Source organism: Oceanibacterium hippocampi, assembly GCF_900172325.1.
Taxonomy (GTDB): domain Bacteria; phylum Pseudomonadota; class Alphaproteobacteria; order Sneathiellales; family Sneathiellaceae; genus Oceanibacterium; species Oceanibacterium hippocampi.
In genome coordinates this window covers 249,159-263,880 of the sequence record NZ_FWFR01000001.1, presented here as the reverse complement: position 1 = coordinate 263,880, position 14,722 = coordinate 249,159, and the positions used below count along the sequence as shown (strand labels likewise).

Annotated in this window: 14 protein-coding genes; 11 read left to right on the top strand and 3 right to left on the bottom strand. The window is 66.6% G+C overall.

Annotation, left to right across the window (positions count from 1 at the left end):
• Positions 1-27 precede the first annotated feature (27 nt).
• Complete coding sequence (gene lpdA, locus OCH7691_RS01200; protein WP_085881603.1) at positions 28-1,431, top strand: dihydrolipoyl dehydrogenase; 1,404 nt, start codon at positions 28-30, stop codon at positions 1,429-1,431.
• 56 nt (positions 1,432-1,487) lie between these two features.
• A complete protein-coding gene (locus tag OCH7691_RS01195; protein ID WP_085881602.1) occupies positions 1,488-2,687 on the top strand; it encodes an MFS transporter in 1,200 nt (399 codons plus the stop codon).
• Here OCH7691_RS01195 and OCH7691_RS01190 read toward each other — a convergent pair.
• The 3 genes from OCH7691_RS01190 to fsa are packed head-to-tail and all read right to left on the bottom strand — an operon-like array spanning position 2,684 to position 5,003.
• On the bottom strand, positions 2,684-3,634 hold the full coding sequence (locus OCH7691_RS01190) for a tyrosine recombinase XerC (protein WP_085881601.1): 951 nt from the start codon (positions 3,632-3,634) through the stop codon (positions 2,684-2,686). The genes OCH7691_RS01195 and OCH7691_RS01190 overlap by 4 nt on opposite strands.
• Positions 3,610-4,338, bottom strand: coding sequence for a DUF484 family protein (locus tag OCH7691_RS01185; RefSeq protein ID WP_085881600.1), 729 nt, complete (start codon positions 4,336-4,338; stop codon positions 3,610-3,612). The genes OCH7691_RS01190 and OCH7691_RS01185 overlap by 25 nt, the downstream gene beginning before the upstream one ends.
• Complete coding sequence (gene fsa, locus OCH7691_RS01180; protein WP_085881599.1) at positions 4,335-5,003, bottom strand: fructose-6-phosphate aldolase; 669 nt, start codon at positions 5,001-5,003, stop codon at positions 4,335-4,337. Before fsa ends, OCH7691_RS01185 begins: the two co-directional genes overlap by 4 nt.
• A gap of 171 nt (positions 5,004-5,174) precedes the next feature.
• Between fsa and OCH7691_RS01175 the strand changes: the two genes are divergently transcribed.
• The 9 genes from OCH7691_RS01175 to OCH7691_RS01135 all read left to right on the top strand — a co-directional run bounded on the left by OCH7691_RS01175 (position 5,175) and on the right by OCH7691_RS01135 (position 14,716).
• Entirely contained in the window at positions 5,175-5,609 is a 435-nt protein-coding gene (locus tag OCH7691_RS01175) for a hypothetical protein (RefSeq protein WP_139839479.1), read from the top strand.
• A 79-nt stretch (positions 5,610-5,688) separates the two neighbouring features.
• Positions 5,689-6,333, top strand: a complete 645-nt coding sequence (locus OCH7691_RS01170) for an alanyl-tRNA editing protein (protein WP_085881597.1) — start codon at positions 5,689-5,691, stop codon at positions 6,331-6,333.
• Positions 6,334-6,392: 59 nt separating this feature from the next.
• Positions 6,393-8,600: a primosomal protein N' gene (locus tag OCH7691_RS01165; RefSeq protein ID WP_085881596.1), complete on the top strand. Its 2,208-nt coding sequence runs from the start codon at positions 6,393-6,395 to the stop codon at positions 8,598-8,600.
• A 240-nt stretch (positions 8,601-8,840) separates the two neighbouring features.
• The gene (locus tag OCH7691_RS01160; RefSeq protein ID WP_085881595.1) at positions 8,841-9,401 is read left to right on the top strand and encodes a F0F1 ATP synthase subunit delta; all 561 of its coding nucleotides are present in this window, start codon (positions 8,841-8,843) and stop codon (positions 9,399-9,401) included.
• Positions 9,401-10,930 carry a F0F1 ATP synthase subunit alpha gene (atpA, locus tag OCH7691_RS01155; RefSeq protein WP_085881594.1) on the top strand — a complete coding sequence of 510 codons (1,530 nt, stop codon included), beginning with the start codon at positions 9,401-9,403 and terminating at the stop codon, positions 10,928-10,930. Before OCH7691_RS01160 ends, atpA begins: the two co-directional genes overlap by 1 nt.
• A gap of 38 nt (positions 10,931-10,968) precedes the next feature.
• A complete protein-coding gene (locus OCH7691_RS01150; RefSeq protein ID WP_085881593.1) occupies positions 10,969-11,856 on the top strand; it encodes a F0F1 ATP synthase subunit gamma in 888 nt (295 codons plus the stop codon).
• Positions 11,857-11,910: 54 nt separating this feature from the next.
• Entirely contained in the window at positions 11,911-13,332 is a 1,422-nt protein-coding gene (gene atpD / locus OCH7691_RS01145; RefSeq protein ID WP_085881592.1) for a F0F1 ATP synthase subunit beta, read from the top strand.
• Positions 13,333-13,359: 27 nt separating this feature from the next.
• Positions 13,360-13,764, top strand: coding sequence for an ATP synthase F1 subunit epsilon (gene atpC, locus OCH7691_RS01140; RefSeq protein WP_085881591.1), 405 nt, complete (start codon positions 13,360-13,362; stop codon positions 13,762-13,764).
• 130 nt (positions 13,765-13,894) lie between these two features.
• Positions 13,895-14,716: a ferritin-like domain-containing protein gene (locus OCH7691_RS01135; RefSeq protein ID WP_085881590.1), complete on the top strand. Its 822-nt coding sequence runs from the start codon at positions 13,895-13,897 to the stop codon at positions 14,714-14,716.
• Positions 14,717-14,722 lie beyond the last annotated feature (6 nt).

Below are 14,722 nucleotides of genomic sequence, written 5' to 3'. Positions count from 1 at the left end.
CGCGCGCCGCCTGAAGGGAACTGACCCATGAGCGATCAAGAATTCGACGTCGTCTTCATCGGCGGCGGTCCCGGAGGCTATACCGGCGCCATCCGCGCCGGCCAGCTCGGCCTGAAGACGGCCTGCGTGGAAATGCGCGGAGCGCTCGGCGGGACCTGCCTGAATGTCGGGTGCATCCCTTCCAAGGCCTTGCTGCAGTCGTCCGAGAAATATGCCGAGGCCGAGCATGCGCTGGCCGAGCACGGCGTCGCGGTCAGCGGGCTGAAGCTCGACCTGAAGACGATGCTGGCGCGGAAGGACAAGGTCGTCGACGGCCTAACCCAGGGCATCGAATTCCTCTTCAAGAAGAACAAGGTCAGCTACATCAAGGGGAGGGGGACGCTGCTCGGCGGCGGCCGGATCAAGATCGAGGGGCCGGACGCCGGCACCCTGAAGGCGAAGCATATCGTGCTCTCGACCGGTTCCGAGGTGATGCCGCTCCCCGGTGTCGAGATCGACGAAAAGAAGATCGTCTCCTCGACCGGAGGCCTCGCGCTGCCGAAGGTGCCGAAGGAACTGGTCGTCATCGGCGCCGGCTATATCGGGCTCGAGCTGGGGACCGTGTGGCGCCGGCTTGGCGCCAAGGTCACGGTGGTGGAATTCCTCGATCGCATCCTGCCGGGCATGGATGCCGAGATCGCCAAGACGATGCAGCGCATCCTGAAGAAGCAGGGGATCGAGTTCCGGCTCGGCAAGAAGGTCACCGCCGCCAAGTCAGCGCGGGCCGGCGTCACGCTGACCCTGGAGCCTGCCAAGGGCGGCGAGGCGGAGACGCTGAAGGCGGACGTGGTGCTCGTCTCGATCGGCCGCCGGCCCTATGTCGAAGGTCTCGGGCTCGAGACTGCCGGCATCGCCCTGACCGATCGCGGTCGGGTCAAGGTCGACGACCATTATCGGACCAGCGCCGAGGGCGTTTACGCGATCGGCGACGTGATCGACGGGCCGATGCTTGCCCACAAGGCCGAGGAAGAGGGCGTCGTGCTGGCCGAGATGCTGTCCGGACAGAAGCCGCACATGAACTACGACGTCATTCCGGGCGTCGTCTACACCTGGCCGGAATGCGCCACCGTCGGCAAGACGGAAGAACAGCTCAAGGAAGCCGGGACAGACTACAAGGTCGGCAAGTTCCCGTTCAGCGCCAACAGCCGGGCGCGCGCGAACGGCGATACCGAGGGGATGGTGAAGGTCCTCGCCGATGCCCGCACCGACCGGGTCCTGGGCGTCCATATCATTGGCCCGGAAGCCGGCAACATGATCCACGAGGCGGTTCTCGCCATGGAGTTCGGTGCTTCGGCCGAGGATATCGCGCGCACCTGCCACGCCCATCCGACCCTCAACGAGGCGGTCCGCGAGGCGGCGCTCAACGTCGACAAGCTGTCGCGGCAGATGTGACCCGACCGTCGGCACTCTCGGCGGTCTGAAACGGTGACGAACGGGCGCCGACGGGCATGAATGCCAGCGTGATGATCGGCGCGGTCGCGGCCGCGCTCGTCGCCTCGCTTGCGGGCTTTGCGACCTTCTCGGCGATGCTGCCGACGTTCTTCGATCTCTGGCATCTGACCGGCAGCGAGGCCGGCTGGGTCAACGGCCTCTATTACGGCGGCTACATGGCTGCCGTCCCGGTACTGGTCAGCCTCACCGACCGGATCGATGCGCGCCGGATCTTCATGATCGGGGCGGTGATCGCGACCGCGGGCGCGCTCGGATTCGCCTGGCATGCCGAGGGCTTCTGGAGCGCCTCCTTCTGGCGCTTCGTCTCCGGTGTCGGCCTCGCCGGAACCTATATGACCGGGCTTCGCGCCCTGACCGACCGTCTGCCCGAAGCGAGCCGTACGCGGGCGGTCGCCTTCTATACCGCCAGCTTCTCGATCGGCACCGGCGCCTCGTTCTGGCTGACCGGCAGCTTCGAAGCCATGGGCGGCTGGCAGGTCGGTGCCCTTGCCGCCGCCGCGGGGCCGCCACTTGCCTTCCTGATCATGGCATTCTGCCTGAAGCCGCGACCGGCGCCGCCGCGCCGTCCGCTGCGCCAGGTGCTGGATGCCCGGCCGGTACTTTCCAACCGGCCGGCGATGAGCTTCATCCTCGCCTACGCGGCGCATTGCTTCGAGCTGATGAGCTACCGCGCCTGGCTGGTCGCCTATCTGGCCTTCGCCGCGAGCCTGGCGGCGGCGCCCGGCTGGCTCGATGTCACCGCGCTGGCCACCTTCGTCGTCATGCTGGGCCTGCCGGCGAGCATTCTCGGCAACGAGCTGGCGCGCAAGTACGGCCGACGACGGGTCGCGATCGGGATCATGCTGGGCTCGGCCTTGCTGGCGCCGGTCTTCGGCTTCGCGGCCGGACTGCCCTTCCTGCTGGTCGCCACCATTGCGACGATCTACGGGATCTTCGTCACCGGTGAATCGGCGACGCTGACTGCCGGCGCCGTGGTCGCTGCGCGCAAGGGCGAACAGGGCGTCACCATGGCGATGCATTCGTTCATCGGCTTCGGCTTCGCGATGATCGGACCGCTGATCTCCGGCGTCATGCTGGACCTGGGCGGCGGCAAGCAGAGCACGCTCGGCTGGGGACTCTGCTTCGCGACCCTGGCGCTCGGCGTCGCCCTCGGGCCGCTCGTCCTCTGGCTTCTGGGGCGTCGCGCCGACGACTAGTTCCGGGCGCGCGGATGCGCCGAGTCATAGGCCCGGAGCAAGGCCGCCTCGTCGACATCGGTATAGCGCTGCGTGGTCGACAGCGAGGCATGGCCGAGCAATTCCTGGATGCTGCGCAGATCGGCGCCGCCCGCCAGAAGATGGGTCGCGAAGGAATGGCGGAGCGCGTGCGGCGTGGCCCCGGGCGGCAGGCCGAGCAGGCCACGCAACTCGACCATCAACCCCTGCACGATCCGGGCGTTCAGCCGCTTGCCGCGGACGCCGACGAAGAGCGGATCCTCCGGTCCGAGGGCGAACGGACAGGCGGCGAGATAGGCGGCGACCGCTTCCTCGATGATCGGCAGGATCGGGACCATGCGTTCCTTGTCACCCTTGCCGCGGACAATCAGCGTGCCGCCGAAAGGCGCCCGCCGGCGATCCAGCGCGAGCGCCTCGCCGATTCGCAGCCCGGCGCCGTATAGCAGGGTGAGGATCGCGATATTGCGCAGGCCGACCCAGTTCTGCGGCGCCAGTTCGCTGGCGCTGGCAAGTGTCGCGCGGGCCGCCTCGGGCGCCAGCGCGCGCGGCAGCGAGACGGGGAGACGCGGCGCGCCGACCGCATCGAGGGCCGGGTTGTTCAGTATTCCGAGGCGGGCCTGCCGGCGGAAGAAGCTTTTCAGTGCCGAGAGCGCCCGGGCCCGGCCGCGTGCCTCCAGCCCCTCCGACCGGCAGCGCGCCAGGAAGGCGCGGAAATCGCCCGGCCGGAGGGCGGCGAGCGCCGCGATGTCGGGTTCGTTTCCCAGGTGATCGGTGAGGAAGGTGAGAAACCGCCGGAAGTCGCGGCTGTAGGCTTCGATCGTGTTGGCGCTGAGCGCCCGTTCGTCGGCGATCCAGTCCTGCCAGGCGCGCACCGCCGCGGCGAGATCCGGGGCGGCCGCGAGGCCTAGTCCTCGTTTCGTTCCAGCCACAATCTGATCGAATCCTCGACGACCCGGGCGAGGAAGGCCAGTAACTCCGAGCCCTGTCCGGGATGGAAGCGGGCCGGCGTCCGGCTGCCGATCGCGATCATGCCCTCGCCGGCCCGGTTCGGCAGGACCAGACGGACCAGCGCGTCCGAGCGGACGAGATCGGCGGCCGGTCCGAACAGCATCCGGTCCGGCCCGGTGTTGTCGCGGAGCAGGATGCGTCGGTCCTCGCCCATCAGGTCCTCGATCGTGCCGCGCGGCAGGCGGGTGACCCCGTCGACGGTGGCCAGCGGCGATCGCGAATTGGTCTCGACGCAAAGCGAAACCGCATCGACATCCAGGATCTCCGTGAAGTCCTGGGTCATGGTGTGGATCAGGTGCTCGAGATCGCCGGCCGACAGCAGGCCAAGCACGGCGGCATGGATCTGGGTCTGGCTCGACATGTTCGAGCGCGTCGTGGCGATCAGCTCGCCCTGGGTCGAGCGCATGATGTCGAGCTCGCTACGCAGCTTCTCCAGCATGAAACGCTGCATGTCGAGAACCGCCTCGCCCCGGCGATGCTCCGGCGGCGTCAGGATCGCGAGCAGATCCGGATTCTCGACCAGGAAGTTCGGATGGCGGGTCAGCCAGTCGGCGACCTCTTCCGGCGCGAGCTCGCGCGGGGTGTCACCGTCGGGGTCGTCGGCGGGGCGGTCGCCCTGCTTCACGGCTTCCGCTCCAGGATCGACTGGCCGGTCTTTTCCCAGTCGGCAAGGAAGGCCGCGAGGCCCTTGTCGGTGAGCGGGTGGTCGAACAGCTTCCAGATCACCGCCGGCGGCACCGTGCAGACATCGGCGCCGAGCTTGGCCGCCTCGATGATGTGGCCCGGATGGCGAATCGAGGCGACCAGCACCTCGGTGGTGAGTTCGGGGTAGTTGTCGTAGATCTCGATAATCTCGCCGATCAGGCCCATGCCGTCCTGGCCGATATCGTCCAGCCGGCCGACGAAGGGCGAGATGAAGGTGGCGCCCGCCTTGGCGGCGAGCAGCGCCTGGGCCGGCGAGAAGCATAGCGTCACGTTGACCATCGTGCCGGCTTCGCTGAGCGCCTTGCAGACCTTCAGCCCGTCCCGGGTGAGCGGCACCTTGACGGCGATATTGTCGGCCAGTTCGGCGAGCTTCCGGCCCTCCTTCAGCATCGTGTCCGCGTCCGTCGCGGTTACTTCCGCGCTGACCGGACCCTCGACGATGCCGCAGATCTCCTGCACGACCTCGAAGAAGTCGCGGCCGCTCTTGGCAACCAGCGAGGGGTTGGTGGTCACGCCATCGACGAGACCGGCATCCGCCAGCTCGCGAATCTCGGCTACATCGGCGGTATCGACGAAGAACTTCATGGCGGCTTTCCGTACTGCTGCGTCGCGCCTCTCAATAAACGCAAGGGGCTGAGCGGGCAAGGAGTTAACCCCGGCCTCACCGGCCAGTTTCCCCTACCTGGCGGGTAATTGTCGACGGCCGTCGGCAGGGTCGAACATCCGCTCATCATACACCAGCAACCGGAGGCACAGATGTCCGTCGGATCGAAATCCACTTCACCGCTTGCCGCTGTCCTTGCCGTCAACGCCCTGTCGTCGGCGCTCTGCGGTCTTGCCCTGGTGACTTTCGCCGGGACGCTCGCATCGCTCTTTTTCGCCGCCCCGTTCACGCTGCTCGGTCTCGATGCCGCCGGGTGGCTGCGGATTGTCGGCGTCGGGCTGCTGCTGTTCGCCGCCGATGTCCTCTATGTCGCGCGCCGCAAGCTGCACTGGCGCGCCGCCATCAAGGCGATCATCGCCGCCGATTTCGGCTGGGTCGCCGGCAGCGTCCTGCTACTCGTCCTGGCCGGGGAGCAATTTACGGGCCTGGGCGCCATCGCCGTTGTCGCGGTCGCACTTGCTGTTCTTGTCTACGCGGTCCTGCAGACACGCGGGCTTGGCCAGCTTCCCGCGAGCGGCCGCACCTGATTCGCCGCTTGCCGCCCCGGCGGCGCGAGATAAAGTGAGGCGCGGCCGGGATGCGGCAGCGGCGAGCCTGCGAACTGTCATGACGGAAAAGCTTTTCTGGATCGATCCCTATCTCACCGAAGCGACGGCCCGCGTCGTTCTGGTCGACGGCGCGGACGTCACGCTCGACCGGACCATCTTCTATGCCGAATCGGGCGGGCAGGAGAGCGACCGGGGCACGATCGGCGGGGTCGCGGTCCGCGAGGCCCGGAAGGTCGGCCGAGAAATCGTCTACAGCCTGGCCGAGGGTCATGGCCTTGCCCCGGGCATGAACGTGACCATCGCCATCGACGGGGAGCGGCGGCGGCGCTTGATGCGCCTGCATTTCGCCGCCGAGATCGTCCTCGAGCTGGTCTATCGCGACCTCGCCCCGATCGAGAAGATCGGCGCCCATATCGCCGCCGAGAAGGCGCGGATCGATTTCCGCCTCGACCGGTCGATCGGACCGGCGCTGCCCGCACTGGAGGAGGCGGCGAATGCGATCGTCGCCGACGACCTTGCGATCGAGAGCGCCTTCAGCGACGAGGCGGCCGAGCGCCGCTTCTGGCGCATCCCCGGATTCGCGGCCGTGCCGTGTGGCGGCACGCATCTGAAGCGGACCGGCGAGGTCGGTCGGATCGCCTGCAAGCGCGACAATATCGGCAAGGGCAAGGAACGGATCGTCATTCGCCTTGCTGACGACTGAAGGCTTTCCGGTCCACGCTTTATCCTTGGGACGGCCGGTCCGGCGCGCTAAACGGGGGCATGGTCGAACTGCCCTTCGATAATCCCGGAACCCGGTCCACCGCGTCGCGAGACAGCGTCAGCGTGCTGTTGCCGCTGCCGCTCGCCGGTGCCTACGACTATCTGGTGCCGGACGATCTCGATCTCGCTCCGGGCGACATCGTGATGGCGCCGCTCGGCAAGCGCGAGGTCATGGGCGTGGTCTGGGGACCGGCGTCGGGCGAGGTGGCGTCGGCCAAGCTGCGTCCGGTCGCGGCCCGGATTGACAGTGCGCCGATGCGGGACGAACTGCGCCGGCTGGTCGACTGGGTCGCGGGCTACACGCTGAGCCCGCCCGGCGCGGTGCTGCGCATGTGTTTCCCGGTTCCCGAGGCGCTGGAGCCGGCAGCCGGCCGCAAGGCCTATCGGCTGGCCGGGCCGCCGCCCGAACGGATGACCGGTCCCCGGTCGCGCGTGCTCGAACTGATGGCCGACGGACTGGCGCGGACCGCCTCGGAAATCGCGGAACTGGCTGGCGTCGGGGCGGGCGTCGCTAACGGCCTCGCATCGGCGGGCAGTTTCGAGACGGTGCAGCTTGCCGCCGAAGCGCCGTTCGCCGAGCCGCGCGGCGATCACCCGGGACCGACGCTCTCGGAAGCGCAGGATGCCGCCGCTGGTGCTCTGGTCGGCCAGGTCGAGGCCGGCAGGTTTGCCGTCACGCTGCTCGAAGGGGTCACGGGCTCGGGCAAGACCGAGGTCTATTTCGAAGCGATCGCGGCGGCGCTGGAGGCCGGGCGCCAGGTTCTGGTGATGTTGCCGGAGATCGCCCTCACCGCGCAGTGGCTCGACCGCTTCGAGGCGCGATTCGGAGCGGCGCCCGCCGCCTGGCATTCGGAACTGACCCGCGGCGAACGGCGCCGGGTCTGGCGCGGCATCGCCGACGGCCGCGTCCGGGTGCTGGTCGGCGCCCGCTCGGCGCTGTTCCTGCCCTTCCGGGCGCTCGGCCTGATCGTCGTCGACGAGGAACATGACGCCGCCTACAAGCAGGAGGACGGCGTCGCCTACAATGCCCGCGACATGGCGGTCGTGCGGGCCCGGCTCAACGACTGCCCGGCGGTTCTGGCGACCGCGACGCCGGCGCTGGAGACGCTCGCCAACGCGCGATCCGGACGCTATTGCCATCTCCACATGCCGAGCCGTCACGGTGTCGCGGAGTTGCCGGACGTTGCCCTGGTCGACCTGCGGAAGACCCCGCCGGGGCGCCAGGAATGGCTGAGCCCGCCGCTGGTCGCCGCGCTCGAGGAAACGCTCGCCGCCGGTGAACAGGCAATGCTGTTCCTGAACCGGCGCGGTTATGCGCCGCTGACCCTCTGCGGCGCCTGCGGCCACCGCCTGGAATGCCCGAACTGTTCCGCCTGGCTGGTCGAACACCGGCTGATCGGGCGCCTGCAATGCCATCACTGCGGCTTTTCAGGCGGCCTCCCGAAGCAATGCCCTGAATGCGAGGCGGATGAGAGCTTCAAGGCCTGCGGCCCCGGCATCGAGCGGCTGGCCGAGGAAGCGGCGGCGCGCTTCCCGGAGGCGCGGCTGGCGATGATGGCCAGTGACACGCTGCGTGGCCCGAAAGCGGTTGCGGAGATGGTGGCGTCGGTCGAGCGGCGCGAGATTGATCTCCTGATCGGCACCCAGATCGTGGCCAAGGGGCACCATTTTCCGTACCTGACCCTGGTCGGCGTTGTCGATGCCGATCTCGGCCTGAAAGGCGGCGATCTTCGCGCCGGGGAGCGGACCTACCAGCTCATATCCCAGGTCGCCGGCCGGGCTGGCCGGGCCGAGCGGCCGGGCCGCGTCATCCTGCAGACCTGGATGCCCGAGCATCCGGTCATCGCCGCCCTTGGCGCCGGCGATCCGGGCCGCTTCATCGAAAGCGAGATGGAAGGACGCCAGGCGGCGGGCATGCCGCCCTTCAGCCGACTGGTGGCGATCATCGTGTCGGCGGGCGAGGGCGCGGCCGCCGGCGGGGTCGCCCGCGACCTTGCGCGCAAGGCGCCGCGGGAGGCGGGCTGCCAGGTCTTCGGGCCGGCGCCTGCGCCACTGGCGCTGCTGCGTGGCCGGCACCGTTTTCGCCTGCTGCTGCGAGCCGGGCGCGACGTCAATGTGCAGACGGTTACGCGGCGCTGGCTTTCGCGCGTGCAGGTTCCGGCCAATGTCCGCTTGCAGGTCGATATCGATCCCTATTCCTTCATGTGAGGCGAGCCCTGGAAAGCCGGGATTTCGCTGCCCCGAAGCGTCGTCGGGCGGGCCCTTCAACGGCCATCGCGAATGACCCGCGAAACCGCGTCCGAGTCCGGTTGCGCACCGGGGATGCCTGTGCTAGAACCCCGATGCCTTCCTGCCGAGGCCGCTTCAGACGTGCCTTGCCGGGAGGGTTTTGTGTGGGAAACCAAAGCGCTACGCGCTTTCTCCTTACCGGGTCTGGAGGTCGGATACTTGACGGCCGAATCGTCAATCGTGGGCGGCATTGCCGGTCGCTACGCGACAGCATTATTTGAACTCGCCAACGAGGCGAAGGCGTTGGACGACGTTGCGGGTGATCTCGCCACCGTCAAGGCCGCGCTCGCCGAGAGCGAGGACCTCAGGCGTCTGGTGCGCAGCCCGCTGGTCAGCCGAGAGGCCCAGTCCGCGGCCATGCTGGCGGTCCTGGAAGCGCTCGGTACCGGCGACACGGTGCGCAAGTTCATCGGTGTCGTGGCGCGCAACCGCCGCCTCTTCGTCCTCTCCGAAATGATCGAAGGCTATCGCCGCCTGCTGGCCGCCCACCGGGGCGAGATCGCGGCGTCGGTGACTTCGGCGAAGGCGCTTACCAAGACCCAGCTCGAGGCGCTGAAGAAGCAGCTCGCCGGGGCCATGGGCCGCGACGTCAATGTCGAGGCGAGCGTCGATGAAAGTTTGATCGGCGGGCTGATCGTTCAGGTCGGCTCGCGCATGGTGGACGCATCCGTCCGCACGAAACTCCAGAATCTCAAGTACGCGATGAAAGGGATTGCGTGATGGACATTCGCGCCGCAGAGATTTCCCAGATCCTGAAACAGCAGATTGCCAATTTCGACGCCGAGGCCGAAGTCTCGGAAGTCGGGCAGGTGCTGTCGGTCGGTGACGGCATCGCTCGCGTTTACGGCCTCGACAAGGTCCAGGCCGGTGAAATGGTCGAGTTTCCGGGCGGCGTGAAAGGGCTGGCACTCAACCTCGAAACCGACAATGTCGGCGTCGTCATTCTCGGCAACGACAGCGCCATCAAGGAAGGCGACATCGTCAAGCGCACGGGCGCCATCGTCGATGCGCCGGTCGGCAAGGGCCTGCTTGGCCGCGTCGTCGACGGTCTCGGCAACCCGATCGACGGCAAGGGTCCGATCGAGGGCGCCGAGCGTCGCCGGGCAGACGTCAAGGCGCCGGGCATCATTCCCCGCAAGTCGGTGCACGAGCCGGTGCAGACCGGCCTGAAGGCGCTCGACGCGCTGGTGCCGATCGGGCGCGGCCAGCGCGAACTGATCATCGGCGATCGGCAGACCGGCAAGACGGCCGTCGCCATCGACACGATCATCAACCAGAAGGGCATCAACGCGGGCGACGACGAGTCGAAGAAGCTCTACTGCATTTACGTTGCCATCGGCCAGAAGCGCTCGACGGTCGCGCAGGTCGTGAAGACGCTGCAGGATCAGGGCGCGATGGATTATACCATCGTCGTCGCGGCGACCGCTTCCGAGCCGGCCCCGCTGCAGTATCTGGCGCCGTTCGTCGGCTGCGTGATGGGCGAGTACTTCCGCGACAACGGTATGCACGCGGTCATCATCTACGACGATCTGTCGAAGCAGGCCGTGTCCTACCGTCAGCTGTCGCTGCTGCTTCGCCGCCCGCCGGGACGTGAGGCCTATCCGGGCGACGTGTTCTATCTGCATTCGCGCCTGCTCGAACGGGCCGCGAAGATGAACGAGGAAAGCGGTTCCGGATCGCTGACGGCGCTGCCGGTCATCGAGACCCAGGCCGGTGACGTTTCGGCCTATATCCCGACCAACGTGATCTCGATCACCGACGGCCAGATCTTCCTCGAGACCGAGCTTTTCTACCAGGGCATCCGCCCGGCCATTAACGTCGGCCTGTCGGTTTCCCGCGTGGGTTCCGCCGCGCAGACCAAGGCAATGCGCCAGGTTGCCGGCAAGATCAAGCTCGAGCTCGCGCAGTATCGCGAGATGGCCGCCTTTGCCCAGTTCGGCTCCGATCTGGACGCCTCGACCCAGCGGCTGCTGGCCCGTGGCGCCCGTCTGACCGAGCTGCTGAAGCAGAACCAGTATTCGCCGCTGGCGATGGAAGAGCAGGTCGTCTCGATCTTTGCCGGCGTTCGCGGCCATCTGGACAAGATCGCCGTCCGCGAGGTGACCCGTTTCGAAGCGGCCCTGCTCGACGAGATGCACAGCAAGCATGAAGACGTGTTTGCCGAGATTCGGGAAAAGCAGGCACTCTCCGACGAACTCGATCAGAAGATCGAGAAGATCGTCGGTGAATTCGCCCGTACTTTCGGCTAAGTCCGCCGGCTCGCTAGTTCGAATAGAAGGCCCAGTCCATGGCCAATCTCAAGGCGCTCAAAGTCCGGATCAACAGCGTCAAGTCGACGCAGAAGATCACCAAGGCGATGAAGATGGTCGCCGCCTCGAAGCTGCGCCGCGCCCAGGAAGCGGCGGAGCGCGGGCGGCCCTATGCCGAAATGATGGGGCAGATGATGGGCGCTCTCGGCGCCGGCATGGTCGGGCGTGACGACGCGCCCCGGCTGCTTGCCGGTACCGGCGGGGATCAGACGCATCTGCTGGTGATTGCGACGGCCGAACGCGGCCTTTGCGGTGCCTTCAACTCGTCCATCGTCCGGGCCGCGTTGCGTCGTGTCGACGCGCTTCAGGCCGAGGGAAAGACGGTCAAGATCTTCTGCGTGGGCAAGAAGGGATATGACGTCGTTCGTCGTAACCATGGCAATCTGGTGATCGAGCGGACCGACTTCGGCTCCGTCCGCAATATCGGCTTCGAGCAGGCGCACGAAGTCGCGATGACCGTCATGAAGCTGTTCGAGGCCGGCGAATTCGACGTCTGCACGATCTATTACAATGCCTTCCATTCGGTGCTTTCCCAGGTGGTGACGCCGCAACGGCTGATCCCGGTCGAGTTGCCGGAGAACGGCGAATCGCTGGAAGCCGCGCTCGACGGTGCCGCCTTCGAGTTCGAGCCGGACGAGGAAGAGATTCTGGCGGACCTGCTGCCGCGCAATCTGTCGGTACAGGTCTTCAAGGCGTTGCTTGAGAATGCGGCATCCGAGCAGGGCGCCCGGATGACGGCAATGGACAATGCGACCCGGAACGCGGGCGATATGATCGACAAGCTGACCCTCCGGTACAACCGCGAGCGTCAGGCGGCGATCACCACGGAACTGACAGAGATTATTTCCGGCGCCGAGGCGGTTTAGCCAGGGTCGGACGCAACGTCATAAAAGAACGCGTTAGCGCTTAGGAGCATAGCGATGGCTACGAACATTGTCGGGAAGATCACGCAGGTCATGGGCGCGGTCGTCGACGTGCAATTTGAAGGGGCTCTGCCGGCAATCCTGAACGCGCTCCATTGCGAGAGGGACGGCGGCAGGCTTGTGCTGGAAGTGGCGCAGCATCTCGGCGAGAAGACCGTGCGCACGATCGCCATGGACACCACTGAGGGTCTGGTCCGCGGTCAGGAAGTGACCGATACCGGCGACGCGATCAGCGTCCCCGTTGGCCCGGAGACGCTCGGCCGCATTCTGAACGTGGTTGGCGATCCGGTTGACGAGCGCGGTCCAGTGAAGACCAAGCGCCGCGCGCCGATCCATGCTCCGGCGCCGGCCTTCGTCGACCAGTCGACGGAAGCGCAGATCCTGGTCACCGGCATCAAGGTCGTCGACATGCTCGCGCCGTATGCGCGCGGCGGCAAGATTGGCCTGTTCGGCGGCGCCGGCGTCGGCAAGACGGTGCTCATCCAGGAACTGATCAACAACGTTGCGAAGGGCCACGGCGGCGTGTCGGTGTTCGCCGGTGTCGGCGAGCGGACCCGCGAGGGCAACGACCTCTATCACGAGATGATCGAATCGGGGGTTATCGACCTCGAGGGCGAATCCAAGGTGGCGCTGGTCTATGGCCAGATGAACGAGCCGCCGGGAGCCCGTGCCCGCGTCGGCCTGTCGGGTCTGACGCTCGCCGAGTATTTCCGCGATGAGGAAGGCCAGGACGTGCTCTTCTTCGTCGACAACATCTTCCGCTTCACCCAGGCCGGTTCGGAAGTGTCCGCGCTGCTCGGCCGTATTCCCTCGGCCGTGGGCTACCAGCCGACGCTGGCCACCGACATGGGTGCGCTGCAGGAGCGGATCACCACGACGAACAAGGGTTCGATCACGTCGGTGCAGGCGATCTACGTGCCTGCCGACGACTTGACCGATCCGGCGCCGGCGACCTCCTTCTCGCATCTGGACGCGACGACGGTGCTGTCGCGCTCGATCGCGGAACTCGGCATCTATCCGGCCGTGGACCCGCTCGATTCGACCTCGCGCATGCTCGACCCGCGCGTCGTCGGCGAGCGTCACTACAACATTGCCCGCCAGGTGCAGGAGATCCTGCAGACCTACAAGTCGCTGCAGGACATCATCGCGATCCTGGGCATGGACGAGCTGTCGGAAGAGGACAAGCTGACCGTGTCGCGGGCTCGGAAAATTCAGCGCTTCCTCAGCCAGCCGTTCCACGTCGCCGAAGTCTTCACGGGTTTCCCGGGCGTATTCGTCAGCCTCGAAGACACCATCAAGGGCTTCGAGGAGATTTGTGCCGGCAAGCACGATCACCTGCCCGAGAATGCCTTCTACATGGTCGGCACCATCGAGGACGCGGTCGAGAAGGGCAAACGGATGGCGGCCGAAGCGGCCTGAGCCCATTCCGTCTGACAGGAGCTTGCAATGGCCGACAGGCTGACCTTCGAACTCGTTTCGCCGGAACGGATTCTTCTCTCCGGGGATTACGACATGGTCGTCGTCCCCGGCGTTGAAGGCGATTTCGCGGTGCTTCCGAGCCATGCGCCGCTGATCTCCACCCTGCGGCCGGGTGTGATCGAGGTCTATTCCGGTGACCGGGTCGAGACCGAGATCTTCGTTGATGGCGGTTTCGCCCAGGTGGTCGCCGATCGCCTGGTGATCCTTGCCGAGCGGGCCTTCCCGGCCAGTGAGCTCGACGAGAACCGCATGCTCGACCTTATCAAGGAGGCTAAGGCCGCCGCCGCCGACATGAGCGAGGACGAACTGGTCCGCAAGGCCCAGGAGCGCGTCGACGTGCTGGAACTCATCTACGAAACACGCGTTCACTAGGCGAATCACCCCGGTCCCGGAGCGGGGCCGGCTTTTCTTGCTGCCGGTGCCGGGCCGCCTGGCCGCGCTGCCCTGTTCGGGTGTCGCGGCAGATGATGCGTGCCGTTTTTCTTTATAGTATACACAGGCTATGGATAAGCACTGGACACTCGAGACGATTCCCTGGGATCGGTTCGATGCCGGCAAGATAGACAATGACGTCCTGTCGATCGTCAAGGCAGCGGCCCTGGTCGAGGTCAACTCGTCCGATTACGTGCGCTATCTTGACACTGTCTTCCGGGACGACGTCGCGTTTCGTGACGCGGCGCGAAACTGGGGCGAGGAAGAGGAACAGCACGGCCGCGCGCTCGGCCGGTGGGCCGAACTTGCCGATCCATCCTTCAATTTCGAGGACAGTCTGCGCCGTTTCCGTGACGGTTTCAGGATCGCGCTCGACAGCGAGACGTCGGTCCGGGGCAGCCGGTCGGCCGAACTGATCGCGCGCTGTGTCGTCGAATGCGGGACCTCGTCCTTCTACAGCGCCATTCGCGATGCCACAGACGAGCCGGTTCTGAAGGATCTGTGCCACCGCATTGCAGGCGATGAATTCCGCCACTACCAACTCTTCTACCGGTTCTACAAGCGCTATCGTGAACGCGAGCCGCTGAACCTGGCCAGGCGGTTGTGGGTTGCCTTTACTCGCGTGCGCGAAAGCGGCGACGACGAGATCGCCTATGCCTATTACAGCGCCAATGACGCCGACGCGGCCTACGACCGCGAGCGCAATTCCCGCCTGCACATGCTCTATTCCGGCCGGGTCTATCGTTACGGGCATGTCGCCCGCGCGGTCGCCATGATCCTCAAGGCCTGTGACGTCGCCCCGCAGGGGCGGCTCAGCCGGCTGCTTGCCAAGCTGGTCTGGCAGGGTGTCTGCTGGCGGAACCGGCGGCTCGAGGCCCGGATCGCAGCCTGACCGGAT